At 70.4% G+C, this 25,675-nt stretch carries 25 protein-coding genes; 15 read left to right on the forward strand and 10 right to left on the reverse strand.

Annotation, left to right across the window (positions count from 1 at the left end; all coding sequences use genetic code 11):
• Complete coding sequence (locus FNH24_RS22860; protein ID WP_152364555.1) at window positions 1-597, reverse strand: TetR/AcrR family transcriptional regulator; 597 nt, start codon at window positions 595-597, stop codon at window positions 1-3.
• Between the two features lie 99 nt (window positions 598-696).
• Here FNH24_RS22860 and FNH24_RS22865 point away from each other — a divergent pair, with 99 nt between their 5' ends.
• A complete protein-coding gene (locus FNH24_RS22865; protein WP_161606270.1) occupies window positions 697-1,128 on the forward strand; it encodes a YybH family protein in 432 nt (143 codons plus the stop codon).
• Here the strand turns inward: FNH24_RS22865 and FNH24_RS22870 are convergent.
• From FNH24_RS22870 to FNH24_RS22890, 5 genes are read right to left on the reverse strand one after another with little or no spacing between them, the layout of a single operon-like run.
• Window positions 1,125-1,811, reverse strand: a complete 687-nt coding sequence (locus tag FNH24_RS22870; protein WP_152364557.1) for a GntR family transcriptional regulator — start codon at window positions 1,809-1,811, stop codon at window positions 1,125-1,127. The two genes, FNH24_RS22865 and FNH24_RS22870, sit on opposite strands and share 4 nt — an antisense overlap.
• 9 nt (window positions 1,812-1,820) lie before the next feature.
• Window positions 1,821-2,555, reverse strand: a complete 735-nt coding sequence (locus tag FNH24_RS22875; RefSeq protein WP_152364558.1) for a maleate cis-trans isomerase family protein — start codon at window positions 2,553-2,555, stop codon at window positions 1,821-1,823.
• 18 nt (window positions 2,556-2,573) lie between these two features.
• Complete coding sequence (locus tag FNH24_RS22880; RefSeq protein WP_152364559.1) at window positions 2,574-3,794, reverse strand: M20 family metallopeptidase; 1,221 nt, start codon at window positions 3,792-3,794, stop codon at window positions 2,574-2,576.
• A 14-nt stretch (window positions 3,795-3,808) separates the two neighbouring features.
• Window positions 3,809-4,993, reverse strand: a complete 1,185-nt coding sequence (locus FNH24_RS22885) for a M24 family metallopeptidase (RefSeq protein ID WP_152364560.1) — start codon at window positions 4,991-4,993, stop codon at window positions 3,809-3,811.
• Window positions 4,994-5,004: 11 nt separating this feature from the next.
• Window positions 5,005-5,763 (reverse strand): maleate cis-trans isomerase family protein, encoded by a 759-nt coding sequence (locus FNH24_RS22890; protein WP_152364561.1) that lies wholly within the window; start codon window positions 5,761-5,763, stop codon window positions 5,005-5,007.
• 66 nt (window positions 5,764-5,829) lie between these two features.
• On the opposite strand from FNH24_RS22890, the gene FNH24_RS22895 reads away from it, so the two are divergent.
• The 4 genes from FNH24_RS22895 (at window position 5,830) to FNH24_RS22910 (ending at window position 9,650) form a co-directional block, all read left to right on the forward strand.
• Window positions 5,830-6,813, forward strand: a complete 984-nt coding sequence (locus tag FNH24_RS22895) for a D-2-hydroxyacid dehydrogenase (RefSeq protein WP_246187028.1) — start codon at window positions 5,830-5,832, stop codon at window positions 6,811-6,813.
• Window positions 6,814-6,852: 39 nt separating this feature from the next.
• The gene (locus tag FNH24_RS22900) at window positions 6,853-8,280 is read left to right on the forward strand and encodes an amidase (RefSeq protein ID WP_152364562.1); all 1,428 of its coding nucleotides are present in this window, start codon (window positions 6,853-6,855) and stop codon (window positions 8,278-8,280) included.
• Between the two features lie 34 nt (window positions 8,281-8,314).
• Entirely contained in the window at window positions 8,315-8,812 is a 498-nt protein-coding gene (locus FNH24_RS22905; protein ID WP_152364563.1) for a DUF3830 family protein, read from the forward strand.
• A gap of 271 nt (window positions 8,813-9,083) precedes the next feature.
• Window positions 9,084-9,650: a hypothetical protein gene (locus tag FNH24_RS22910; protein ID WP_152364564.1), complete on the forward strand. Its 567-nt coding sequence runs from the start codon at window positions 9,084-9,086 to the stop codon at window positions 9,648-9,650.
• A 63-nt stretch (window positions 9,651-9,713) separates the two neighbouring features.
• Here FNH24_RS22910 and FNH24_RS22915 read toward each other — a convergent pair whose 3' ends face one another.
• On the reverse strand, window positions 9,714-10,634 hold the full coding sequence (locus tag FNH24_RS22915; RefSeq protein ID WP_152364565.1) for an ROK family protein: 921 nt from the start codon (window positions 10,632-10,634) through the stop codon (window positions 9,714-9,716).
• 221 nt (window positions 10,635-10,855) lie between these two features.
• Here FNH24_RS22915 and prfB point away from each other — a divergent pair, with 221 nt between their 5' ends.
• Both prfB and FNH24_RS22925 read left to right on the forward strand, forming a co-directional pair.
• Window positions 10,856-11,968, forward strand: a complete 1,113-nt coding sequence (prfB, locus tag FNH24_RS22920) for a peptide chain release factor 2 (protein ID WP_152364566.1) — start codon at window positions 10,856-10,858, stop codon at window positions 11,966-11,968.
• Between the two features lie 7 nt (window positions 11,969-11,975).
• Complete coding sequence (locus FNH24_RS22925; protein WP_152364567.1) at window positions 11,976-13,364, forward strand: serine hydrolase domain-containing protein; 1,389 nt, start codon at window positions 11,976-11,978, stop codon at window positions 13,362-13,364.
• On the opposite strand, the gene FNH24_RS22930 is transcribed toward FNH24_RS22925, so the two are convergent.
• Window positions 13,357-14,133 (reverse strand): helix-turn-helix transcriptional regulator, encoded by a 777-nt coding sequence (locus tag FNH24_RS22930; RefSeq protein WP_161606271.1) that lies wholly within the window; start codon window positions 14,131-14,133, stop codon window positions 13,357-13,359. The two genes, FNH24_RS22925 and FNH24_RS22930, sit on opposite strands and share 8 nt — an antisense overlap.
• A gap of 129 nt (window positions 14,134-14,262) precedes the next feature.
• Here FNH24_RS22930 and FNH24_RS22935 point away from each other — a divergent pair, with 129 nt between their 5' ends.
• From FNH24_RS22935 to FNH24_RS22960, 6 genes are all read left to right on the forward strand, one after another.
• Window positions 14,263-15,036, forward strand: a complete 774-nt coding sequence (locus FNH24_RS22935; protein ID WP_152364569.1) for a phytanoyl-CoA dioxygenase family protein — start codon at window positions 14,263-14,265, stop codon at window positions 15,034-15,036.
• A 133-nt stretch (window positions 15,037-15,169) separates the two neighbouring features.
• Window positions 15,170-15,853, forward strand: coding sequence for a cell division ATP-binding protein FtsE (ftsE, locus tag FNH24_RS22940; RefSeq protein ID WP_152364570.1), 684 nt, complete (start codon window positions 15,170-15,172; stop codon window positions 15,851-15,853).
• Between the two features lie 48 nt (window positions 15,854-15,901).
• Complete coding sequence (ftsX, locus tag FNH24_RS22945) at window positions 15,902-16,816, forward strand: permease-like cell division protein FtsX (RefSeq protein WP_152364571.1); 915 nt, start codon at window positions 15,902-15,904, stop codon at window positions 16,814-16,816.
• 177 nt (window positions 16,817-16,993) lie between these two features.
• Window positions 16,994-18,460 carry a M23 family metallopeptidase gene (locus tag FNH24_RS22950; RefSeq protein ID WP_152364572.1) on the forward strand — a complete coding sequence of 489 codons (1,467 nt, stop codon included), beginning with the start codon at window positions 16,994-16,996 and terminating at the stop codon, window positions 18,458-18,460.
• A 132-nt stretch (window positions 18,461-18,592) separates the two neighbouring features.
• On the forward strand, window positions 18,593-20,527 hold the full coding sequence (locus tag FNH24_RS22955; protein WP_152364573.1) for an ABC transporter ATP-binding protein: 1,935 nt from the start codon (window positions 18,593-18,595) through the stop codon (window positions 20,525-20,527).
• Complete coding sequence (locus tag FNH24_RS22960) at window positions 20,514-22,325, forward strand: ABC transporter ATP-binding protein (protein WP_152364574.1); 1,812 nt, start codon at window positions 20,514-20,516, stop codon at window positions 22,323-22,325. The genes FNH24_RS22955 and FNH24_RS22960 overlap by 14 nt, the downstream gene beginning before the upstream one ends.
• 25 nt (window positions 22,326-22,350) lie before the next feature.
• On the opposite strand, the gene FNH24_RS22965 is transcribed toward FNH24_RS22960, so the two are convergent.
• Together FNH24_RS22965 and FNH24_RS22970 are read right to left on the reverse strand one after the other, a co-directional pair.
• On the reverse strand, window positions 22,351-22,968 hold the full coding sequence (locus FNH24_RS22965; protein WP_246187029.1) for a class F sortase: 618 nt from the start codon (window positions 22,966-22,968) through the stop codon (window positions 22,351-22,353).
• Between the two features lie 19 nt (window positions 22,969-22,987).
• Window positions 22,988-23,746 carry a DUF4397 domain-containing protein gene (locus tag FNH24_RS22970; protein ID WP_152364575.1) on the reverse strand — a complete coding sequence of 253 codons (759 nt, stop codon included), beginning with the start codon at window positions 23,744-23,746 and terminating at the stop codon, window positions 22,988-22,990.
• 350 nt (window positions 23,747-24,096) lie between these two features.
• Between FNH24_RS22970 and FNH24_RS22975 the strand changes: the two genes are divergently transcribed.
• Window positions 24,097-24,726 carry a hypothetical protein gene (locus FNH24_RS22975; protein WP_152364576.1) on the forward strand — a complete coding sequence of 210 codons (630 nt, stop codon included), beginning with the start codon at window positions 24,097-24,099 and terminating at the stop codon, window positions 24,724-24,726.
• Between the two features lie 7 nt (window positions 24,727-24,733).
• Window positions 24,734-25,663, forward strand: coding sequence for a CopD family protein (locus tag FNH24_RS22980; RefSeq protein ID WP_152364577.1), 930 nt, complete (start codon window positions 24,734-24,736; stop codon window positions 25,661-25,663).
• Window positions 25,664-25,675: the final 12 nt, after the last annotated feature.

A 25,675-nucleotide genomic window follows, 5' to 3' on the forward strand; every position in this document is an offset into this window, starting at 1 on the left:
TCACTCGGCCGGGGCAGACAGGACGCTCCGGGCGAGGCTCTGCAGTGCGGCGACCCGTTGCTCGGCGGTGATTCCCTGATCGATCAGGTGCTGCTGAAGTTCGCCGGCCAGCGGCGCGAGCAGAACGTCGGCCAGGGCATCACCCGGGTCGGCAGCGCCGGCATCGCGCAGCAGCACCTGCAGATGCAAGCGCCAGAAGGCATACGCTCCGGTACGAAAGCGCGCGGCCCCGGTCTCCGCGGCCAGCGCCAGCTGCAGATGCCGGTCGAGCAACTCGACCATCGCCGCGTAGAACGCCGCCAGCCGCTCGGCCGCCGGCGCCCCCGGCCCGAGCGGCGGCGGCCCCGAGATCATCCGCTCCTGCAGCCGCCGTTCGTGCTCGTCCAGCATCGCGACCGCGAGCGCCGCCCGGTTGGGATAGCGCCGATACAACGTCCCCTTGCCGACCCCGGCGGCCCGGGCCACGTCCTCCATGCTGACGTCGGTCGCACCGCGTTCGGCGAACAGCCGCTCGGCGGCCGCCAGCACCTTCGCGCGGTTGCGCTGGGCGTCCGCCCGCTCCGGCCGGTCGGCCGGATCCGCCGTCGGTAGCGTCACGCCGCGAGACTACCAACTGGACGCGCGTCCGTTTCGCTTGTACTCTCGAAATCGAAGAAGCGGACTCCAGTCCGTTTCGCTGGTCCGGAAAGGATGATCATGGGCGCACCGTCTCCCGAACTCGTCGACGAATGGCTCGGCCGCGCGTTCAATACCGGCGATGTCGAGGCCGCCGCGGCCCTGTATCACCCGGAGGCGCGGGTGGTCCGGCTGGACCGGGTGCACGGCGACGACGCGGTGGCCAAGGGGGCCGCGGGGATCAGGGAGGTGATGGCCGGCTACATCGGGCTGAACCCCCGGATGGACGTCGTGGTGCACCACGTCACCCGGGCCGGTGACTTCGCGCTGGTGCGCTCCCAGTGGTTGATCACCGGTACGAAGTCGGACGGCGAACCGCTCGAACTGCACCACCACGGGATGGAGGTGATGCGCCGGCTGCCGGACGACAGTTGGGTCTTCTACATCGATCATCCGTACGGTGCCGACTCGTCCTGGGCCGTCGACCGGCCCGCGCCCGCGCCCGCAAACTAGGGCTTGTTGGCCACCGGCGGGACGACCTGGGCCAGCCGGCCGACGGCGTCGGCCATGTGCGCGATCAGCAGCCGGTCGAACCGTTTCTGATCACCCTCCCGCATCGCCTCGGCCAGCGCCTTGTGCTCCGGCACCCGCTCGTCCGGCGGGGGATAGCTGCCGCCGAGCGCGTTGATGCAGAGCTTGGTCTCGGTCATCAGGGTGCGGTGGATCCGAGACAGCCGCGGGCTCTTCGCCTGCGCCACCAGGCACTCGTGGAACTTGACGTCCCACTGACCCATCGCGACGACATCGTTGCGCTTGCCGGCCCGCTCCATGTCCCGCCAGACCTTGATCAACCGCTCACCGGCGCGCTCCGGGTTCCCGGAGCGGAAGATCTCCTGGGCCGCCGACCGTTCGATCGCCTCCCGGGCCAGGTAGATGTCCCGGACGTCGGCCTCGGTCAGCTCGACGACGAACAGGCCGCGGTTCTTGATCGAGACCAGCAGACCTTCCTGGGTGAGCCGTTGCATGCCCTCCCGGAGCGGCCCGCGACTGACGCCGAACTCCCGCGCGAGCTCGACCTCGTGCAATTGTTCACCGGCGGCGAAGTGCCCGCTGTGGATCGCCGAGCGGAGCCGGTCGGCGATGATGCTCGCGGTCGACACGGCCGAGAGCGGCTCGATCAGGCGGCGTTCGGGCATGGCTCCGCCTCACCGATCGGGGCCGGCGAACAACCGGCCGAGACCGGGCCAGTCGAGCGTTCCGCCGGCGATCCGCAGGCCCTGCCAGACGGTCACCTGGTTGGCGGTCAGCACCGGCTTGCCCAGCGCGTCCTCGAGATCATCCAGCCAGAGCAGGGAATGCATCGCCGTGTCCGGCACCAGCACGGCCTCCGCCTCCGGATGATCATGATCGACGGCGAGCTTGATCACGTCCTCCCGGCCCAGCGTGCCGACTTCGGCCGCGGTCATGATGTCCCGGCTGCCCCAGTGCACCACCTCGATCTCGCCGACACCGAGGAAGTCGACGAACCGGGCCGCCACGTCCGCCGGGTACGAGGCCGCCACGGCGACCCGGCGCAGCCCGAGCGAGCGGGCCGCCTCGACGAACGCGATCGAGGTGGAGGAGGCCGGTTTCCCTTGTGCGGCGGCGATCTGCTCGACCTGCTGCCGGGCGCCGTCCCAGCCGAAGACGAAACTGCCCGAGGTGCAGGCCCACATGATCGAATCCGGCTCACTCGCGGCCAATCGCTGCGCGCCCTCGGCCAGCCGGGCGTCGCTGCCGAGATCGAGCAGGGCGTCCACCCGGTGCGCGTCCTCGCCCACGCTGGTGTGCACCAGGGGCAGCCGAAGTCGTCCCTCCAGCCGCTCGGCCAGGGCCGGGAAGTCGTCCTCGGCGCTGAACCCCGGATACAGCAGGCCGACCGTCACCGGTGCGTTCGTCATCAGCTACCCCTCCACCTGTCAGGCCGGCGCTTTGTCGTCCAGCGTGCCGATCAGTCGCAGCGCCGCCAGGGCGTACGTCCTCGCCGCGGTGACCAGGTCGGCCACCGGGACCGACTCGTTCGGCCGGTGTGCGTGCTCGTTCACCGAACCCGGCCCGAGCACGACCACCGGCACCCCGGCGTCGCGGGCGATGAAGCCGCCGTCGCAGGCGGCGGTCCAGCCACCGAGGCCCCAGCGCGGTCCGCTGGCGTCGGACAGCGCCGCCTCCACCGCCTGGACCAACGGATGATCGGGCGGAGTCTCGAAGCCGGGCATGTCCATCGTCATCCGGGCCCGGACCGACAGCCCGCGCGCCGCCAGCCCAAGATCATCGAGCCGGCGCCGGATGTCGTCCAGCACCGCACTGGCGGATTCGCCGGGTAACAGCCGCCGGTCCGCGACCACGGTGCACTCGCCGGCCACCACGGTCGGGCCGGTGCCGCCGGTGATCGTGCCGATGCTCCAGGTCGCCGGCCCGGCCAGCAGGTGGGCGCTGGTCGCCAGCTCGCTCTGCCAGGACTCGATCGCGGTGATCACGGCCGCGGCGCCGGAGATCGCATTCGCCCCATCGGAAGGGTTTCCGGCGTGCGCCGGCCGGCCGGTGATCACGAACTCGACGTAGGAATCGCCGCGGGTGGCGATGATCGTCTGCAGCTCGGTCGGCTCGGCGACGATGCAGCCGGCGAACGGGCCGATCGGGCCGCCGAGGTAGTGCCGGATGCCGAGTCCGTGGTCCTCCTCGTCGACGACCGCGGCGAGTTCGACCGGCCCGGCCAACCGGACCCGGGCCTGCCGGATCGCCGCCATCGCGGTCAGGCAGGCGGCCAGCCCGCCCTTCATGTCCGTGGAACCGCGGCCGTACAGCCGGCCGCCCGAGATCTGCCCGCTCCACGGGTCGCCGGTCCAGCCGTCGCCCAGTGGGACCACGTCGGTATGGCCGAGGAACAGCAGGCCGGGCTCGGTGCCGCCGGGCAGCCGGACCGAGACATTGGATCGATCTTGGGCGACCTCGCTGGTGATCACCTCGAGGTCGAGGCCGGACGCGAGATCGGACAGCACGGCGACGGTCGGCGCCTCGCCACCGGGCGGATTGACATTCGGTACGTGCCGGGCCGGTGCCCGCACCAGCGCCACGGCGAGCCGGGTCACCAGACCCTCGTCGATCTGGTCCAGCACCGCTTGTTCGGTCGTGGAAAGCACCGTGGGGTTGATGGCTATCTCCTCACCTCCAGGTCACGGGGCAACCTGCAGAGCGGCTCGGCACCGCCAGCGGAGATGATCACCGGCTCGGACAACTCGTACCCCCAGCCGTCCATCCACAGCCCCAGAATCACGTGCAAGGCCATGCCGGCGGTGAAGGTCCGAGTCTCCTCGGCTCGGAGGCTGATCGTCCGCTCGCCCCAGTCGGGAGGATAGCCGACGCCGATGGAATAGCCGATCCTCGATTCCTTGGTCAGACCGCGGGCGTTGATGATCCGGCTGAACGCGGAATGTGCCTCTCGGATGGCGGTGCCGGGGGTCATCGCGGCCAGTGCGCCGGCCATCCCGTCCTTGATCACCGCGGCTGCTTCGGCGAGTCGCGGCGGCGGGTCGCCGAGCATGACGGTCCGGGCCAGCGGCGCGTGGTAGCGCTGATAGGCCCCGGCCAGCTCGATCGTCGTCGCCTCGCCGGTCCGGAACGGCCGTTCGGACCAGGTGAGATGCGGGGTGCCGGCGTTCACCCCGGTGGGCAGCAGCGGCACGATGGCCGGGAAGTCGCCGCCGTGATCATCGGTGCCGGCGGCCTGGGCGGCGAGGATCTCGGCCGCGACGTCGCACTGGCGCCGGCCGGGGACGACCGCCTCGAGCGCTACCCGCATCGCCTGCTCGGCCAGCCGGCCGGCGACCCGCAGCCGCTCCTGCTCGGCGGCGGACTTGATCAGCCGGACCCAGTTGACCAGCGCCTCGCTGTCCACCAGCCGAGCTCGGCCGACTCGGGCACAGAGCGACTGGTAGGCGCGCACCGAGAAGAAGTGCGCGTCGCCCTCGACGGCGATGATCGACTCCGGCCCGTCCGGCAGCAGCCCCAGCTCGCGGGCCCGGTCGGCGATCCAGTCGAACGGATGGACGTCGATCCGGTGCACCAGGGCCTCCGGATAGCCCTCGATCCGGTCCGCCGGCAGCCGGGCCGTGGCCGTGGCGCCGTTCGCGTCCATCGCCCGCAGGAACAGCCGCGGCTCACCCACGGCCGGAACGATCAGGCACTGCGGCATGTAGAACGACCAGGCGTCGTAGCCGGTCAGATAAAACAGGTTGGCCGGATCGGCGACGACCAACGCCGACCATGATCGCGGCACCATCGCCTGCTGCACCCGGAGCACCCGGTCGGCGTACTCCTCCTCGGTGACGGGTTTGATCATGCCCGGACCGATCACGATTGTCCGGCCAGCGTCTGCCCGGGGCCGATCAACTGGCGCCCGGTCAGCCGCAGCGCGGCCCAGACCGTCGCCTGGTTGGCCGAGATCACCGGGATGCCGAGATCGACCTCGAGCGGGGCGATCAGGTCGTAGCTGCTCAGGTTGGTGCAGGAGATCAACACCGCCTCGGCGCCGGACCGCGGAATGCCCATGATCATCCGCGCCGTGGTCCGGTACGGGACCTGCCAGATCTTGCCCTTCAGGCCGAGGAATCCCTGCCCGGACACGGAAACCCCGGCCTCGTCGAGGAAGGCGACCAGCCGCTCCGTGACCGCGGCGTCGTACGGGGTCGCCACGCACACACTGCTCACGCCGAGGGCGGCCAGGGCGGCGAGCAAGGCCCCCGAGGTGGTGATCGCCGGGGCGCCGCCGGCCAGCTCCATCGCCACCGCCAGCTCCCGCTCGCCCGCCAGGCCGTGGACGAAGCTGCCCGAGGTGCAGGCGTACGCGTAACCGACCGGCTCGATCACCTTGAGGTCGGTGACGCACTGGCTGATCTGATCAAGGTCGGCCAGCACCTCGGACTGCTTCAGGCTGACCGGCACCGCGGCGTGCGGCGTCCGGGTGCAATGCAGGCTGACATCGTTCGGCAGCCAGCGGCTCAGCTCGTCGTCCAGGGCCATGTCAAAGGGGGCCACGACCCCGATCCGGACCCGGTCCGCAGGGCCGGTCAGGCGGTCGACCGCGCGGGTCCGGGGCGCCGACCTCATCATGGGAGCATCATGCATCCCGGATCAGATTGTTGACAATCCTGTCGCCGGATTTCTAATCTCGCCGTTGTGAGCCCCGCCCGGACCGAGACCGTCATGACGGTGCTCTGCGGGCCGGACGGGGTTCGGCCACGTGGCCTGGAGCGCGTCGCCGAACGGGCCGAGCTCCGCTACGTCGACGCCGCCGGGCTGACCGACGGGCTGGCCGGAGCTCGCGCGCTCTTCCTCTGGGACTTCTTCTCCACCGCGGTCGCCGACACCTGGCCGGCCGCCGCGGAGCTGGACTGGATCCACGTCGCCGCGGCCGGGGTGGACTCGCTGCTCTTCGACGGTCTGGTCCGGTCGCCGATCACCGTCACCAACGCCCGCGGCACCTTCGACCGGCCGATCGCCGAGTTCGTCCTGACCTCGATCCTTGATCACCTCAAGGGTGTGCATCTGACCCGGTACCAGCAGCGCGAGCAGCACTGGCGGCATCGGGAGACCCTGCTGGCCGAGGGGCGGACGGTGTTGATCATCGGCACCGGTCCGATCGGCCGGGCCACCGCCCGGCTGCTGCGGGCCGTCGGGTTCGAGGTCCGCGGCGTCGGCCGCGTCGCCCGGGAAGCCGATCCGGACTTCGGCACCGTCGGGTCCAGTGCGACCCTGGTCGACCAGATCGGCTGGGCCGATCACGTGGTCGCCGTGGCCCCGCTCACCCCGCAGACCTGGCACCTGCTCGGACCGGACGTCTTCGCCGCGATGAAGCCGACGGCGCAGGTGATCAACGTCGGCCGCGGCCCGCTGATCGACCAGCAGGCCCTGCTCGCGGCGCTGACCGGGGGCCGGATCGCCGCCGCCGCGCTCGACGTGTTCGCCACCGAGCCGCTGCCCGCCGATCATCCGCTGTGGAACGCTCCCGGCGTGGTCGTGTCACCGCATCTGTCCGGCGACGTCGTCGGTTGGCGGGACACGCTGGGCCGCCAATTCGCCGACAACGCCCTGCGGTGGTTGGACGGGCGGCCGTTGTTCAATGTCGTCGACAAACGTCGCGGCTACGTGACAGTTTCATGATCAGCTAGGGAGCTTCATGATCAAGAAGGCGTGCCGGCGATGACCGACCTGTCGATGCTCAGCGCGACCGAGCTGGTCGCCGGCTACCGTTCCGGGGACTTCACCCCGGTGGACGCGACCCTGGCCGCGCTGGCCGCGATCGAGGCCCACGACCGGGCGGTCAACGCCTTCGTCCTGGTCGATCCGGAGCGGGCGCTGACCGCGGCCGAGTGGTCGGCCCGGCGCTACGCCGCCGGCGCCCCGACCGGGCCGGGCGACGGCGTCCCGACTTCGATCAAGGACATGTTCCTGACCGAGGACTGGCCCACCCGCCGGGGGAGTGCGCTGATCCCGGCCGACGGTCCGTGGCTGGACAGCGCGCCGCCGGTGGCCCGGCTGCGGGAGGCCGGTGCCGTACTGCTGGGCAAGACGACGACCCCCGAGTTCGGCTGGAAGGGCGTGACCGACTCGCGCGCCTTCGGCGCGACCGGCAACCCGTGGGATCCGGCCCTGACCGCCGGCGGATCGAGCGGCGGTTCGGCCGCCGCGGTCTGCCTCGGCATGGGCGCCTGGTCGATCGGCACCGACGGCGGCGGCTCGGTCCGGATCCCGGCATCGTTCACCGGCACCGTCGCGCTGAAGCCGACCTACGGCCTGGTACCGATCTATCCGCCGAGCCCGTTCGGCACGCTCTCCCACGCCGGCCCGATGACCCGCACCGTGACCGATGCCGCGATCATGCTCGACCTGCTGGCCCGGCCCGACCCGCGGGACTGGTCGGCCCTGCCGACCCCGGCCGCCTCGTTCCTTGATCAACTCGAGCACGGGGTCGACGGCCTGCGGATCGGGTTCTCGCCCGATCTCGGCTTCGTCCGCAACGATCCGGAGGTCGACCGTTGCGTCCGGGCCGCGGTCGACGTGCTGGCCGGGGCCGGGGCCCGGGTGGAGGAGGTCGAGCTCGGCCTGGAGGATCCGGTCGACGCGTTCTCGGTGCTCTGGTTCGCCGGCGCGGCCAAGGTGCTGGAGGCGTACGGGCCGGGGATCGAGGACCGGATCGATCCCGGGCTGCGCCGCGGCGCCGAGTACGGCCGCACCCTGTCCGCCTCGGACTATCTGGACGCGACCGCGGTCCGGATGCGGCTCGGCACGCTGATGGGGGAGCTGCACGAGTCCTACGACGTGCTGGTCACGCCGACGATGCCGCTCGCCGCCTTCCCGCTGGGCCGGGACGCCCCGCCGGACTGGCCGTCGGACGACTGGACCAGCTGGACCTCGTACACCTATCCGTTCAACCTGACCCAGCAGCCGGCCCTGAGCGTGCCCTGCGGCTTCACCGAGGACGGCCGCCCGATCGGCCTGCAGTTCGTCGGGGCGCGCCACGCCGACGGCCTGGTGCTCCGCGCCGGCCGCGGCTACGAGCGGGCCACGGACTGGGCCACCCGGCGACCGGCGCTGCTCTCCCGGGACCGTCCGGCCGAAGCCACCTGACCCGGCGTTCTTGATCACCTGCGAAAGGATCTCCATGACCCGCTACATCACTGTCACCCTCGAGGCCCGCGGAGTGACCTGCCGGGCCCGGCTGCTGGACGACGAGGCCCCCCGAACCGCCGCCGCGGTCTGGGACGCACTGCCGCTGTCCGGGCCGGTGCACCACGGAAAATACGCCCGGAACGAGATCTACAATCTCGTCCCGGCCTTCGCGAAAACCGAACCAGGCAAGGAGAACACGACGGTCACCCCGATCCCCGGTGACCTCTGCTACTTCGCCTTCGATGCTGATGATCTTGGTAATCCGGCCTACGGCTACGAGTCCGACTCCGGCCCGGGCGAGCTGTCCAAGATCATCGACCTGGCCGTCTTCTACGGCCGGAACAACCTGTTGATCAACGGCGACCAGGGCTGGGTCCCGGGCAACGTCTTCGGCACCATCGAGGAAGGCCTGCCGGAGCTGGCCGCCGCCTGCCAGGACGTCTGGATGGGCGGCGCCCGCGGCGAAACCCTGACCTTCGCCCGCGCCTAGCCCGCCGGCCAAGACTCCGCCCAGTGGCCTGACCCACGGTGTCGCAGCGGGGTCGGGGGGCGAAAGTCGCCACAGGTAGAGAAATTCGCCGATTCCGGGCCGAGACAGGTGCGGAAGTCGCCACAGGTAGAGAAACGCACCGCTCGGGTTGGGGTCGAAGGGGGAGTGAATCGGGCGGTCGGGGTGCAGGAGGGGCGTTGATCCGGCACCGGACGACCGAACCGGACCAGGGCGCGCCCCATCGGCCCGGGGAGCCGTAGGGTGAGGCGTGATGGAAGGCAATGACACCGCGCATCCGATCCTCCGGCTGGTTCTCGGCCTGGGGGCCGGCGCGCTCACGCTGATCGGCATGATCCGCCTGGTCGCCGGCAACTTCGACGGCCGGCTGGCGGTGTTCGCCTGGGTCGTGGTGGCCCTGGCCATGATCCCGTGGATCGGCTACTGCGCCTGGCGCAGCTGGCACGGCCGATTGAATCTCAAACGCGCGCTCGTGGTCGCGATCCTGGTCGTGGTCGGGCTGGTCGTGGTGTGGCTGTTCGTGCTGGGCCCGGTGATCGGGCTCGCCTGCTCCCTGGCGGCCTTCGTGCTGATCTGGATCAGCGACTGGCCCGGGAAGCGGGCGACCGGCGAGGAGAAGTTCGTCGCGTTCGAGGAGTTGGCCGAATCGACCGAGGACGATCCCGACCCGGATGAGCCGTCACGGAACGATCCGCCACGGAACGATCCGCCGCGGCAGCACGATCCGCCGCGAGACGACGCCGACCCGGACGCACCGACCCGGCAGCGCAGCACCGCTCCCGGCCGCATCACCGGCGCCCTGGACCAACCCTCCACCTGACCGAGTTGTCAGAACTGAGTTGTGCCCTGGGGCTACTCAGTTCTGACAACTCGGTGGGGTTGGTCAGTTGAGGCCGAAGGCGAGGGCGGCGGCACCGAGCAAGCCCGCGTTGGCCAGGACTGCCGGCCGGACTTCCAGCTCGCTGACGTACGGCAGCACGGCGAAGTCGCGCAGATGCCGGCGCAACGGTTCGAAGATCACGTCGCCCGCCTTGGCGACCCCGCCGCCGAGCACGACGGTGGCAATGTCCAGCTCGGTCGCGGTGGTCGCCAGGCCCGCGGCCAGGGCACGCATCCCGCGATCGATGACGCTGGTCGCGATCGGGTCGCCGTCCCGCGCCGCCGCGGTCAGGGCCCGGGCGTCGTCGGGTCCGGTCCAGCCGGCCTGCCGGGCGGCGGCCACCATCCCGGGCCCGCGCGCGTACAGCTCGACGCAGCCGTAGCCGCCGCAGACGCACCGGGCGCCCCAGGCGTCGACGGTGATGTGGCCGAGGTGGACGGCGTTGCCGGTCATCCCGCCGACCAGCCGGTCCCGCAGCACCGCGCCGCCGCCGACCCCGGTCGACACGACCACGCCGATGATCGAATCCAGATCCCGGCCCGCGCCGAGCCAGTGCTCACCAAGGGCGAAGCAGTGCCCGTCGCCGGCCAGCCCGACCAGCGGCTCAGAACCGGTCAGTTCCTTGATCACCGTCCGGGTGCGCGGCACGATCGGGAAGCCGCGCCAGGCGCCGATGTTGACCGGCGACACGGTCCCGGCCGGCTCGTCGATCGGCCCGGCCGAGCCGATCCCGACCCGCGGTGCCGGTGTGCCCGGCTCGAGCAACTCGGTGACGGCGGTCGCGAGCGCGCCGAACACCTCGTCGGGGTCGGCCGTCCGCGGCGTCGGCTGCTCGGTCTGCCGGCCGATCGCGCCGGTGTCGTCCACCAGCGCGGCCGCGATCTTGGTCCCGCCGACGTCGATCGCCAGCACCTGCTCGGTCATCGGGCTCCTCCCCGTCGGTCGGAGAGCTTAGTGGTGCCTCAGCCTGAACCGGCAGGCGAGTTCAGGGTGAAGGCGGAGTGACCGGAATCCCGCACTCGTCGGCGAGATCCGCCTTCCGGCACGCGTTTTCGGCGACTGTTGCTGGATTCCGGTCACCGAGTCGGCACCCTCATCGAGCGGTCGGTGCCGCGCTGTGGACCGAGTCAGTAGAGTGACCGGTTGTGGCAGTCTCAGATTTTCCCGCAGAGCTCGCCGAGCTGGGCAAGGCCCTGGACTCGATCGAGGCCGTTCTCGACCCCGAAGCCAAGCGGGCGGAGATCGCCGAGCTGGAGATCGAGGTGGCGGCGCCCGACCTCTGGGACGACCAGGCCAACGCCCAGCGGGTGACCTCGCGGCTGTCCGTGCTGCAGTCCGAGGTGGAGCGGATGGCCCGGCTGCGCTCCCGGCTGGACGACTTGGGCGTGCTGGTCGAGCTGGCCGAGGAGGAGAGCGACGCCGGCAGCCTGGCCGAGGCGGAGTCGGAGCTGACCGGGCTGCGGTCCGAGATCGACGCGCTCGAGGTGCGGACCCTGCTGGCCGGCGAGTACGACGAGCGCGAGGCGTTGATCACCATCCGGTCCGAGGCGGGCGGCACCGACGCGGCGGACTTCGCGGCGATGCTGCTCCGGATGTATCTGCGATGGGCCGAGCGGCACTCGTACTCGACCGAGGTCTATGACACCTCCTATGCCGAGGAGGCGGGGATCAAGTCGGCCACCTTCACGGTCAAGGCGCCGTTCGCGTACGGCACGCTGTCGGTGGAGCAGGGCACGCACCGGCTGGTCCGGATTTCGCCGTTCGACAACCAGGGCCGGCGGCAGACGTCGTTCGCGGGGGTCGAGGTGCTGCCGGTGACCGAGGAGGCCGACCACATCGACCTGCCCGAGGCCGACCTGCGGATCGACGTCTTCCGGTCCTCGGGTCCGGGCGGGCAGAGCGTCAACACCACGGACTCAGCGGTCCGGATCACCCACCTGCCGACCGGGATCGTGGTTTCCTGCCAGAACGAGAAGTCCCAGCTGCAGAACAAGGCGGCGGCGCTGCGGGTGCTCCAGTCCCGGCTGCTGGAACGCGCCCGGCAGGAGCGGGAGGCGGAGCTGAACGCGCTCCGCGGCGACGGCGGTAACAGCTGGGGCTCGCAGATGCGGTCCTACGTGCTGAATCCGTTCCAGATGGTCAAGGACCTGCGCACCAACCACGAGGTGTCCAATCCGGACGCGGTCTTCGACGGCGACATCGACGGCTTCATCGACTCCGGGATCCGCTGGCGCCGGACCTCCGCCGCGGCCAACTGACCGGCCGGTGACTCGGGAGGACTGGTCGGCCGAGCTCTCCGCGCTGGCCGTACGGCACGGCGTGCCCGGCGCTGTGCTCGGCGTGATCGACATCGGCGCCGACCAAGCCGCGGACCGTTGCCGGGTTGCCGCGCACGGAGTGATCAACACCGGCACCGGCCAGCCGGTGCTGCCCGAGACGGTGTTTCAGATCGGTTCGATCACGAAGCCGTACACCGCGACCCTGATGGCGCAGGCGATCGACGAGGGCCGGACGGCGCTGGACCAGCCGGTGATCGAGATCCTCGGCCCCGGGGTGGCGCTGACCGCCGATCCCGTGGCGTCGTCCATGATCACGATCGGCCACCTGCTGACCCACCGGTCCGGCATCGACGGCGACCTCTTCGCCGACACCGGCCGCGGCGACGACTGCCTCGAGCGCTACGTCGAACTGCTCGCCCGATCGACCCAGATGTTCCGCCCGGGCAGCCGGTACTCCTATTCGAATGCCGCCTGGGTGGTGGCCGGCCGGGTCCTCGAGATCCTGTACGGGCGCCCGTGGCGGCTGGTGCTGCGGGACAAGATCATCGAGCCGCTCGGCCTGACCCACACCTCGACCCTGGCCGAGGAAGCGATCCTGCACTCGGCCGCGGTCGGCCACACCGGCGGTCCGGGGGAGCCCCGGCACCCGGTTGATCACTGGACCCTGCCGCGGTCGATCGGACCGGCCGGCTTGATCAACTCCACCGCCGCGGAGCTGCTCGCGGTGGCCGCCGAGCACGCCCGGGACGGCGGCCGGCTGCTGTCGCCGGCGGCGGCCGCGTCGATGCGAGCCGACTACGGCGCGAACCCGCCCGGCCTGCAGATCGAGGGCCATCAGGGTCTCGGCTGGATGGTCGGTCGTTGGCAGGGGCACGAGGTGTTCGGGCACAACGGGCTGACCGTGGGCCAGTCCGCGTACGTGATCGTGGTGCCGTCGCTGCGGGTCGCCGTCTGTCTGCTCACCAACGGGCCCGGTGCGGCGAACCTGTGGTTCGAGCTGCGCCGAGAGGTGCTGGCCGACCGCGGGCTGACGGTGCCGCCGAGCACGCTCGAACCGACCGGGACCGAGGCCGACCTCGCCCCCTGGCTCGGCCGCTACGGCCGGGTCGGCGAACGGATCGAACTGGTCCGTTCCGAGACCGGCTACCGCGCCCTGATCGAGGAGGACATCGATCTCGGCGACGAGCCGGAGACCCAGGAGTTGGAGCTGCACCCGGTCCGCGACGGGCTATGGGCCGGCCGCTCCGCCGGTCAGCTGTCCTGGACCCAGTTCCGGGTCGGCACGTTCACCGATGCCGAGCTCCCGCCGACCAGCCCGCCGGCCGATCGCCGCTACCTCTACGCCGGCTCCCGGATCAACCACGTCCTCAGCTGACCGTCCCGGCGCTCACCTGGACCGGCGGAGCTCGGAGGGTGCCGGGGGAGGTGCCGGTTTCGGCCTTGATGTGGCGGCTGAGGTGGCTGACGGAGTCGTAGCCGCACAGGGTGGCGATCTTCTGCAGGGTCAGGGTGGAGTTGCGCAGGTAGCCAAGTGCGTGGCGGAGCCGGACCGATCGCAGGTACGCGCGCGGGCTGATCCCACGGAGCCGGCCGAAGTAGGACCGCAAGGCCGACGGGGAGCAGGACAGCTCGACGCACAGGTCGGCGACCCGCAGCCGGTCGGCGAAGCGCTGCTCGATCAGCCATTCCGCCGCGGCGACGGTCTGTTCGGCGACCCCGACGGATCGTTCGGCCGCAGCCCGGCGCAGCTGCAGGTCGAGCTGTTCGGTCAACAGCGCGAGCATCCGGTCCCGGTCCCGGTCCCGGTCCGGGGCGGGGCGCAGGAACTCGTGGGTGATCGCGTCGAAGAGCCGGCCGAGCGAGCCGGCGCCGTCGTCGAAACTGGCCCGCGGCCAGGCCCGGTCCGGCGGCGCGTCGAGCTGGATGTAGCGGTTGGCGTAGCCGGTCACGGTCAGTTCGGCGTGCGGCGTGGCGGGCGGCGTCGCCAGGATCGTGCCCGGGACGCCGTCGTACGTCTCGTCACCGATCGGGCAGCGGGCCCGGCCGCTGGCGTAGTAGACGACCTCCCAGCTGCCGTGGGAGTGCAGCGGGAAATCCTGCCCGGGCCCGGCGACGTGCGCACCGGCACCGATCAGTCGTGGCACAGCGGGCGGTCCTGGCGGTTCGTGCATAGGGTGCGTCGCCTCCTGCATTCTGCTCGCCTCCCGATCGCGGCAGGGTCGAGGTCAAGCACATCAGGCGGCGACGGGCGTCCGCAACGAAAGGTGCAAGCGATGGACATGGAGACGGCACTGCGCGACCTCGGCGTCGCCGACGACACGTTGACCGCGGCGGAGCGGGAGCAGCTGGACCGGGACGGCTTCCTGCCCCTGGAGGGCATCATCAGCGCCGAACAACTCGCCGCGTTCAACGCGCGGCTGGCCGAGCTGACCGCGGCCGAGGGCGGCCAGGCCGGGGTCGAGGTGCATCAGGAGCGCGGCACCGATCGGCTGGCCGACCTGGTGAACAAGGACCCGATGTTCGAGGTCTGCTTCTCCCACCCGCGCGTGCTGGCGGCGATGCGGCACGTGTTGGGCGCCTCGTTCCGGCTGTACTCGCTGAACGCCCGGTCGGCGCTGCCGGGCCAGGGACACCAGGGCCTACACGCCGATTACGGGGTGCCGGTGACGGCGGGCGAATACCTGGTCTGCAACTCGATCTGGCTGCTGGACGACTTCACCGCCGAGAACGGCGCGACCCGGATCGTCCCGGGCACCCATCGCAGCGGCAAGCTCCCGGGGGACGTGATGCCCGATCCGACCGCTGCCCATCCCGATGAGGTGCTGTTGCTGGCCCCGGCCGGCACCGTGGTGATCTTCAACAGCCATCTCTGGCACGGCGGCACCCAGAACCGGACCGACCGGCCGCGGCGGGCGATGCACTCCTGTTTCGCCAGCCGCGAGCTGCCGCAGCAGCTCGACCAGCAGGCGTACATCCGGGTGAACACGTTCGCCCGGCTGAGCCCCGCCCAGCGGTACGCGCTCGACGTGGCGATGCCCGGCGCCTGACCGCGGCCGCTCGACGCGCCAACGGGTGCCAATGGTCTTGGATCACAGAACGGTCACCTAGACTCTGCTCTGGCCGGTTTCCGGCGCTCTACTAGGAGCGCCCTCAAACGTCTAGCCCGGCCGAGGCACAACTGTGATTCGTTTCGAGAATGTTTCCAAGGTCTATGCCAATCAGCGCCGGGCGGCGCTGGACGAGGTCGACGTCGAGATCGAGAAGGGCGAGTTCGTCTTCCTGGTCGGCGCGTCCGGGTCGGGCAAGTCGACCTTCCTCCGGCTGATCCTGCGCGAGCAGCGGCCGACGGCGGGTCACGTCTACGTCGCCGGACGGGACCTGAACCGGCTGCACTCCTGGAAGATCCCGAGCATGCGCCGCCAGATCGGCACCGTGTTCCAGGACTTCCGGCTGCTGCCGAACAAGACCGTGCACGAGAACGTCGCGTTCGCCCTGCAGGTGATCGGCAAGCCGGCCTCGGTGATCCGCCGGGTCGTGCCCGAGGTGTTGGACCTCGTCGGCCTCGACGGCAAGGGCGACCGGATGCCGGACGAGCTGTCCGGCGGCGAGCAGCAGCGGGTGGCGGTGGCCCGCGCGTTCGTCAACCGGCCGAAGATCCTGATCGCGGACGAGCCGACCGGAAACCTGGATCCGGCGACCAGCGTCGGGATCATGAAACTGCTCGACCGGATCAATCGTTCGGATACGACGGTGCTGATGGCCACCCACGACTCGACCATCGTCGATCAGATGCGCAAGCGCGTGATCGAGCTGGACGAGGGGATCGTGGTGCGCGATCAGAGCCGCGGTGTCTACGGATACTGAGCGCCTGATCGTCGTGTTTCTGCTGTGTTCTGTGATTGAGGTTGATTGATGCGTTTCCGCCACATCGTCTCCGAGACCCTGAATGGGTTGCGGCGCAATCTGACGATGACCCTCGCGGTGATCATGACCATGTGGGTGTCGCTGTCCCTGTTCGGTTCCGGTCTGCTGGCCAGCCAGCAGATCAACCTGATGAAGGGCAACTGGTACGACAAGATCGAGATCGCGGTCTTCCTCTGCACCAAGGACACCCGGGGCCAGATGTGCACGCCGGGCCAGGACATCAGCCAGTCGCAGAAGGACGAGATCGAGCGCACCCTGCGGACCAACCCCGAGGTCGCGCCGGACGGCATCTTCTTCGAGACCAAGGCGATGGCGTTCGCCGAGTATCAGGACCGATACCGGGGCAATCCGCTCGGCGCGGTGCTGACCGAGCAGGACATGCAGGAGTCGTTCCGGGTCAAGCTGAAGAATCCGGAGCATTACGAGGGCGTGGTGAGTGCCGTCGTCGGGCTGCCCGGAGTGCAGACCGTTCAGGATTTGCGAGCGATTCTCGAACCGTTCTTCCAGTGGCTCAATCTGCTCCAATGGACGGCCATTGTCGCGTCCGGATTATTGCTGGTGGCGGCGGCCATGCAGATCGGTAACACGATCAGATTGGCGGCATTCGCGCGGCGCCGGGAGATCGGCATCATGCGCCTGGTCGGAGCGAGCAATCTATATATCACGCTTCCGTTCCTTTTGGAAGCCATCGTCTCAGCCCTCGTCGGGGCTGCTCTCGCATGCGTCACATTGGCCGCAGGCGTTTACTTCGTCATCTTCCAACGGGCTCAACCCTCAATCCAAGGTTTACCCTGGATCCAGTGGCATCACGCCTTGTTGGCCATGGGAGGGGTTGCGATCGTCGGGTTGCTTCTGTCTATTATTCCCACGCTGATAACGACCAGAAAGTACTTGAGAGTGTGACCTGAGTAGAAACTCTCGCGCACGACTCAAGACGCTCTCAGAATCGGGGACTGGGCGGAAAAAATCGAAAATCTGTGATTGGGGAAAGCTGTGGTTCCGGATCTTCCCTGCGCCCGAAAGGGCGCTCCGGGCGACAGCGAAGCGAAGAACGATGGTCGCTTCGCCCGGCCGAAATTGGTGTCCGCCGAAACGGACGCCGCCCGACTCGCCAGTCGGCGACGCTGGTCGCTGCGGGCTCGCCGACTGCGGGCCGGCCTCGTGGTCGTGCTGGCGACCGCGGTGGCCTTCGCGCTGCCCAGTGGTTTGGCGACGGCCGACGACCTCGATGATCAGAAGGCCAAGATCGAGGCCCAGCTCAAGGACACCAAGCAGCAACTGAACGAGTCGACCTCGCAGCTGCAGAATGCCGTCGCCGCCGTGGAGCAGGCGCAGGCCGACGTCGATGCCGCCGAGGCCAAGCTCGCCGCGACCCAGGCGGAACTGGATGAGGCCCGCCGGGTCGATCAGCAGATGGCCGCGAAGCTGAAGAAGTCGCAGGCCGCGCTGAAGGCGGCCAAGGCCGCCGTGGTCGCCGGCCAGCGCCAACTGGAGGCGAAGGAGAAGCGCGCCGCCGCGGTGGTACGGGATCAGGTGCAGCAGCAGACCAACCTGCTCGGGGTCGCCTTCCTGGTCGAGAGCTCGACCCTCGGCGACCTGCAGACCCGGCTGCAGTGGTCCACCACGATGGTGGAGACCTCCAACAGCCAGATCACCGAACTGACCGAGGCCCAGCGCAAGCTGAACGCGGCCCGGTCGCACCAGACCGACGTCGAGAAGGAGGACGCGGCAAATCGCCAGGCCGCCGCGGAGAACCTCGTCCGGAAGCGGAAGTTGGAGCAGCAGGCGCAGGACGAGGCCGCCCAGGTCGCGGCGCTGCTGCAGACCAAGCAGGCGGCCGAGAGCGCCGCCGCCGGTCAGGTCGCGGCGGACAAGGAGCAGTACGCGGAGCAGACCGCCGAGCGGGCCCAGGTCGAGCAGCGGATCGCCGACCGGATCGCCCGGGAGAAGGCCGAGGCGGCGCGGAAGGCGGAGGCCGCACGGAAGGCCCGGATCGCCGCGGAGAAGCGGCGGAAGGCGGCCGAGGCCAGGGAGCGGGCCGAGGAGCAGGAGAAGTCGAACTCCGACTCCGGTTCGAGTTCCGACGATGACGACGATGACGAGCCGAAGAAGAAGCCGAAGAAGAAAAAGAAGTCTTCGTCGTCCTCGGCCTCGCACGGCTTCGACTACCCGGTCAGCGCGCCCATCACGTCCCCGTACGGGATGCGGTTCCACCCGGTGCTGCACTACTGGAAGCTGCACGACGGGACCGACTTCGGCGCCGGCTGCGGCACCGCGATCCGAGCGCCGTACAAGGGCCGGGTCGAGGAGCGCTACTACAACGGCGGGTACGGCAACCGGCTGATCATCGACCACGGCAAGGTCGACGGCCGCTACGTCACCACCGCGTACAACCACGCCATCCGCTACACCGTCGGCGTCGGCGAGCGCGTGTCCAAGGGCGAAGTGATCGGCTACGTCGGCACCACCGGCTATTCGACCGGCTGCCATCTGCACCTGATGGTCTGGCTCGACGGCGACATGAAGAACCCGATGTCCTGGTTCTGACCCCCCTTCAAGCCGAGTTGTCAGAACTGAGTAGCCCCCGGGCACAACTCAGTTCTGACAACTCGGCATGTGGGCGAGGAGTGCGGATTTTTCCAAGTCGGCTGTCAGGGGGCGGTGGCAGGGTGACTTGCTGTGACCGACTCGGTGTTGACCCGGCTTCGCGACCGGCAGGAGTGGAAGTTCTTCCGTGTCCTGCCGCGGGCGGATCTGCCGCTGACCGTGCTGTGGTGGACGTTGCTGTTGGTCAGCGGCATCGCGCCGGCCGTGTTCGCCGTGGCCACCGGGGCGGTCGTCGGCGCGATCGCGGGCGGCTCCTCGATCGTCGGCCCGCTGGTCGCGGCCGGCACGCTGTTCCTGCTGATGCAGGTGCTGCCGCCGGTGCTGCAGGCGGTCAGCATGAACCTCGGCAATCGGGTCTCGGCCTGGCTGAACGATGAGCTGACCCGGACCTGTGTCGAGCCGCCCGGCATCGCACACCTGGAGGACCCCGAGCTGGCCGAGGATCTGACCGTCGCGCGGGAGTTCGATCGCGGCATGACCGGGCCGCCGATGTATCTCAACGTCGACTTCATCGCCGGCGGGCTGCTCGGCGTGGTCGGCGGGGTCGCCTCGGCCGTCGTACTGCTCGGATTCGCCTGGTGGGCGCCGTTGATCCTCGTGGGCTGCTGGGCCTCGACCCACTGGCTGCTCCGGGAGAGCGGGGTCTGGAAGGACCGGCAGACCGCCGAGGTCCGGTCGGCGCAGCGGCACGCCGACTACGCGTACCGGCTGGCCGTCGACCCGCAGCCGGCCAAGGAACTGCGGTTGTTCGGGCTGGCCGGCTGGGTGGTCGAGCGGTTCATCTCGCGGCGCCGCACGTTGTTCGAGCTGCAGTACCGCGCCACCCGACTGCGGGAGAAGTCCGTCCTGCTCAGCCTGGCGATCGTGCTGGCCGGCAACGCGGTCGTCTTCGGTGCGCTGGGGCTGGCCGGGGTCGACGGCACCCTCACCGTGGACCGGATCGTCGTCTTCGTGCAGACCGCGATCGGGATCAGCCTGATCGCCTTCGGCGGCCTGAACTGGGCGCTGGACGGGGCGGCGGCGCCGGTCGCCGCGGTGCTCCGGCTGGGCGCTGCGATGCGGCCGCGGGGTGCGCTGCCGATCGGCAGCCGGCCGGCCGGTGACGCTCCGCTGCGCGAGCTCAGGTTCCGCGACGTCTCGTTCCGCTATCCCGGCACCGACCGGCCGATCTTCGATCACCTCGACCTGACCATCCCGGCCGGTGGTTCGCTGGCCATCGTCGGCCAGAACGGCGCCGGGAAGACGACGCTGGCCAAGCTGCTCTGCCGGCTGTACGACCCCGACGAGGGCACCATCGAGGTGGACGGGGTCGACCTGCGCGAGCTCGATCCCGACGCCTGGCAGCGGCGGATCACGGCCGTCTTCCAGGACTTCGTCCGGTTCGAGTTGCCGCTGCGGGAGAACGTCGCGCCGGGCGGCGCGCTGCGAGTTGATCACGCGCCGGGCGGCGCGCTGCGAGTTGATCACGCGCCGGGCGGCGCGCTGCGAGTTGATCATGCGCCGGGCGGCGCGCTGCGAGTTGATCATGGAGCCGCGGCGGTGGACGAGGCGGCGATCCGGGCCGCGCTGGCCGATGCGGGCGCCGAGGGGCTGGCCGAGCTGGACACGATCCTGGCCAAGGGGTATCCGGGCGGCATCGACCTGTCCGGCGGGCAGTGGCAGCGGATCGCTCTGGCCCGCGCCCTGTATTCGGTCCGGGCCGGTGCCGGGCTGGTGCTGCTGGATGAGCCGACGGCGCAGCTGGACGTACGCGGCGAGCTGGCGATCTTCGAGCGGGTGCTGGCCGCAACCCGAGCGGCGACGACGATCCTGATCTCGCACCGCTTCTCCACGGTCCGCAAGGCCGATCAGATCTGCGTCCTGGAGCACGGCCGGGTGATCGAGCAGGGCAGTCACGACGACCTGATCGAGCGCGGCGGCCGCTACTGCACCATGTATCAGCTGCAGGCCCGGCGCTTCGACGCCGACTTCGACGAGGAGGGGGTGGCCTTCGATGTCCTCGGCTGACCCCGCGGTCGACCGGACCGATCCGGACGCGCTGCCACCGGCCCTGGCGTCGATGTGGCGGCTGTTCCGTCTCGGCTATCAGCACGAGCCGCTGCTGTTGCTGGCCGCGCTCGCGATCACCTTGCTGGCGGCGGTGCCGGATGCCCTGCTGGCGCTCTGGCTGCAGTGGCTGGGCAACGCGATCATCGCCCGTGACGCCGGAATGATCATGGTCGCGGTGTTCGCCATGGCCGGCTCGGTCGCCGCGACCTGGCTGCTGCGGGTGCTCAGTGACCGGTTGACCCGGCGGTTCCGGGACAAGGTCACGATCGCGCTGGAGACCCACATCGCCACCCTGCAGGCGTCGATCACCGGGGTCGAGGTGCACGAGCGGCAGGAGTTCCTGGACCGGCTCGCCGTGCTGCGCAACCAGGTCTTCGTCCTCGACCACATGTATTTGTCGGTGCTCAGCACGCTGGGCTGGATCGTCCGGCTGGCCGTCACGCTGGCCCTGCTCGCCTCGGTGCACCCGCTGTTGCTGGTGCTGGTGCTGTTCGGGCTGCCGCCGGTGTTCAGCTCCTCGATCCGGCCCGCGGTGGAGCGCCGGGTCGAGGAGGGGGCGGCCCGGCACGCCCGGCTGGCGGAGCACCTGTTCACGACCGCGACCACGGCGGCGGCGGGCAAGGAGGTCCGGGTGACCGGGATCGGCCCGGGGCTGGTCGCCCGGCGCCGCAGCGAATGGGAGCGCTGGTTTCGGCCGGTCGCGGCGGCCCGCTGGGGCAGTGCGGTGACCCATGCCCTCGCCTGGGCCGTGTTCGGTCTCGGCTACGTCGGCGCGATCGTCTTCGTGGTGCTCCGCGGGTCGTCGATCGGCGACGTGTTGTTGATCATGGCGGCGGGCGCTCGGCTGTCCTCCTACATCGGTGCCGCGGTGGGCGAGATCGGCTTCCTGCGTGGGATCTGGCTGGACGGCTCGCGCCGGCTGGTCTGGCTGGAGCGCTACGCCGCCCGGCAGCTCGAGGGGGCCGACCGGCCGGCGCCGGAGCGGTTGCAGCGGGGGATCAGCCTGCGGGACGTGACGTTTCGCTATCCCGGGGTCGACCGGGAGGCGTTGTCCGGGATCACCGCCACGCTGCCGGCCGGCGCGGTGGTGGCGATCGTCGGCGAGAACGGCGCCGGCAAGTCGACCCTGGTCAAGCTGCTCTGCGGCCTGTACCGGCCGACCGCGGGCGCGATCATGATCGACGACGAGCCGCTGGGCCGGCTCGATCCGGCCCGGTGGCGGGAACGGCTCGCCGGCAGCTTCCAGGACTTCTTCCGGTTCGAGTTCCTGGCCCGGACCAGCGTCGGTCTCGGCGATCTGCCCCGGGCCGGGGACGAGCCGGCCGTGACCCGGGCGGTGCAACGGGCCGGCGCGGACGACGTGGTGGCCCGGCTGCCGCAGGGGCTCGGCACCCAGCTCGGCCCGACCTGGCCCGACGGCGCCGAGCTGAGCTTCGGTCAGTGGCAGAAGCTGGCCCTGGCCCGGGGGTTCATGCGCGCGGCCCCGTTGCTCACGGTGCTCGACGAGCCGACCGCCGCGCTCGACGCCGAGACCGAGCACGAATTGTTCGAGCGCTATGCGGAGTCGGCGGGGTCGCGCCGTGACGGCGGCATCACGATCCTGGTCTCACACCGGTTCAGTACGGTCCGGATGGCCGACCTGATCCTGGTCCTGGACGGCTCCCGGCTGGTCGAGATCGGCAGCCACGCGGACCTGATCGCCCGCAACGGTCAGTACGCCGACCTCTACCGGATCCAGGCCGGCGGCTACCGCTGATCCGGGGCGAGGAGGTCGCTCCTGATCACGCCGGCCGGGCGACGACGACCAGGTTGTCGGCGTAGCCGCCCCGGGCCCGGTCGTAGGCGCCGATGCAGGTGAGCAGGATCAACCGCGGCGGCCCGGTCTGGGCGAAGACCTCTTGATCATCGGCCAGCCGCCGCCGGTCGACCCGGCGGATCTCGGTGACGCGGAAGCGGCGATGCAGCTCGTCGGCGCGGACTGTGAGGTGATCGCCGACCTTGATCGACCACAGCCGGCGGAAGAAGCCGATGCCCTGCTCGGCCGAGTCGACGTGACCGGCGATCACCGTTGCACCGTACGGATCACCGACCTGGGCGCTGCCGTCCCACCAGCCGACCTGACCCACGTCGTCGGGAACGACCAGGCTGCCGGCCACCGTCGAGACCGGGACCACCGCGGCCTGGATGCCCCCGGGCAGGTCGATCCGGTCGGGCACGAAGCGGGAGTCCGGCGCGGCGTCGGTGCCCACCTCCGCCGCGGCCGGTGGCCTCGGCGAACTTGGAGCGACGCGTGCCGGTGCCGACTCGGGATCGGTGCCGACCGGACGAGGCTGGCAGCCGACGCCTCCGATCAGCAGACCGGCCAGCAGTGCCAGCCCCACCACCCGGTGCTTGATCATCACCGCCTCACGGCCATGATCAACGGACGGCCGACCAGGCCGCCTGCCCGCCGGTGCCGGTGTTGACGTCCTGCGGTCGGTCACTGCCCGCACTCGCCAGTTTGATCGCGTGGCTGGTGTAGGTCATCATCCCCGCCGCCGGATCGCCGTAGGCGAAGACCCGGGTCAGGGTGCCGCCCTGCACCGTCAGCTCCACCGGGCCCATCAGCGCCGGCATCTTCATCTGGGCGTGGCCGGCCGCGACGCACTTGACCTGATACGTGCCCGCGGGCACCACGGTGTAGACGAAGTCGCCGTTGGTGACGTTGGCGAAGATCACCTTGTCGTTGACCATGACGTCGGCCGGCGGTTCGATGCCGACGTGGGCCACGGCCAGCCCCGCCTTTCCCCGGGGCACGGCGGTCAGATCGTTGTCGAAGACGGTGAGCACCGGGTCGCCCTTGGGCACGATCGGCAGGTGAACGGCCAGATCGGAGTTGGAGCCGGCAGCCAGCGTCGTCTCCGACGTCAGGACCGTCCCGCCGTCGACGGTGACCGAGACGGTCACCTTGCCGCTGTCGATCTTGATCGGATCGCTGATCTTGCCGGGACCGGCGTCGGCGAAGACGGTCCGGCCGTCGATCGCCACGGTCGCCGTCAGTCCGGGCAGACCTTGGACGATGTAGACCGTGGCCTGATCGTCGGCTCCCGCGGTCGGTGTGAGCAGTGCCGCCGAGCCGATGATGACGCCGGCGATGATGATGGCACGGCGGAGCCGGCGCGCGTGTGACCTCGACATGAGCGTTCCCCCGAACGTTCCGACCGGCCTCGATGCCGGTCATCCGGCCGTCGATGACGGCTTTCCAGCAATGCCGCTGGTGCGTGCGATCACATTAACTGTTCGGCCTCTGGCCCGTGACCAAAGTGGTATAAAAGAGCCCAGTACTGGGGTCACTGCTCCCGAACGGGAGCGTTTCGGGGGAAACGATGGCACCGGCCCAAGAATGGCGCGACCGCTCGCGGCGGTTGATCGGGGCGATAGTCACCTGCTTGCTGCTGGTCGGCGCAGGGCTCTTCGCGCGGACGGCGGATGCCCTGCCCGCGGCGTCGCCATCGGCCGGACCCTCCTACCGGAGCCCCCTCCCCGTGGTGCCGACGCCCACCCCGACCGTGACACCGGCTCCGACCCCGGCGCCGGCCGCTCCCGGCGAACCCTCGAGGCCGACGTCCGGACCCGGTTTCACCCTGGCCGGGCTCTGGTTCCGGGCCGCTCCGGTGAGTGACGGCAGCTTTCAGGTCGTCGAGGTGATCAAGTTGGCGACGCCGGTGACCAAGATCAAACTGCGCCCGATTCCGCTCGCGGAGGACGAGCCGGGACCTGAGCTGCGGCCGACGGCGAGGACGGTCCAGCTCAGTGCCGATGATCAACCCGTCCGGCTGCCGGACGGGCCGATCAGGCGCTCAACCGTTGTGGAATGGGAGGTTCCGGCCGACCGGATCGAGGTCCGCTACACCCTGACCGGGGTCGGACAACCGAGCCGTCCGTCCAAGCCGGGACGGGCCCTGGCGACGCTGGGCCCGCTGACCGGGGTGCCGTCACGGTTGCCGGTGATCATGCAGGTCGCCGGGCAGGGGATCCTGGCCCTGGACTGTTTCCGGCTGCCGGCCGCCGAGCGCAGCTGTGCGTCCGGTCAGCCGCCGGACCTGCAGACCGCTCGCCCCTTGCCCGCCCGGGACGCCGTGGTCCGAGTGCAGTACGACCTGCCGCTCCCGGGATGAGCAGCCGGTGCTGCCGCTAGGGCCGGAGACGATGGCCGTGGTCGTCGGCGGCCTTCGGATGCTCACCTACGGCGGCTATGTGCTCGTCGCCGGAACCGGCATGTTCTGGGCGCTGGCCTGGCCGGACGGGGTGCACAATCGGCGGCTGACCCGGCTCGCCGCGGCCGGGATCACGCTGCTCGCCGGCGGCACCGTGCTCGGGGTCGTCGCGCCGTTGGTGCTCGCCGGGCGGCAACTGGGCGAAGTGGTCGACGGGCTGACCGGCAGCTGGCTGATCGTTCGGCTGGCCGGGCTCGCCTTCGCCGCCTTCTTCCTGGCCGACCTGCGCCAGGGGCCCCTGGTGGGTCCGCGTCGGGTGGTCGTCCTGGCCGTGATCGTGGTGCTGGCGGCCACCCTGGTGACCCAGTCCAACGCGATGTCCGATCCCTGGCAGCTGGTCAAGATCATCGCCACCTCCGGCCATGTGATGGCGACCTCGGCCTGGCTCGGCGGCCTGCTGGCCCTGGCGACCACCCTCATCCCGGGCAACGAGGTCGACGTCACGGATCGAGTGATCCCGAGGTTCTCGCTGCTGGCGACGGTCAGCATCGTCATCCTGCTTGGCACCGGCATCCTGCACGCGCTCGCCGTGGCCGGCGGACCGCTGCCCCTGCTGTCGTCGTGGTACGGGCTGGTGCTGGCGATCAAGACCGGCCTGTTCGGCGGCATGCTGGTGCTCGGCAATCACGGCCGGCGCTACGCCGCCCGGGCGGTCGCGGCCCGGCGCCTTGCCGCGACGACCCGGGCCCTGGTCGGCGGACCGGTCGACGAGGCGCCCGCGCCCGTGGTTCGGCAGGAGTTCACGACGCTCGGCGTGGTGATCGGCGCGGAAGTGGCGTTGGCCTTCGCGATCCTCGCGGTGACCGCGGTGCTGGTCGCGGTCGCGCCGGTGAGTTGATCTTGTTCGACT

This window comes from Microlunatus speluncae, from assembly GCF_009299835.1.
Classification (GTDB): Bacteria; Actinomycetota; Actinomycetes; order Propionibacteriales; family Propionibacteriaceae; genus Microlunatus; species Microlunatus speluncae.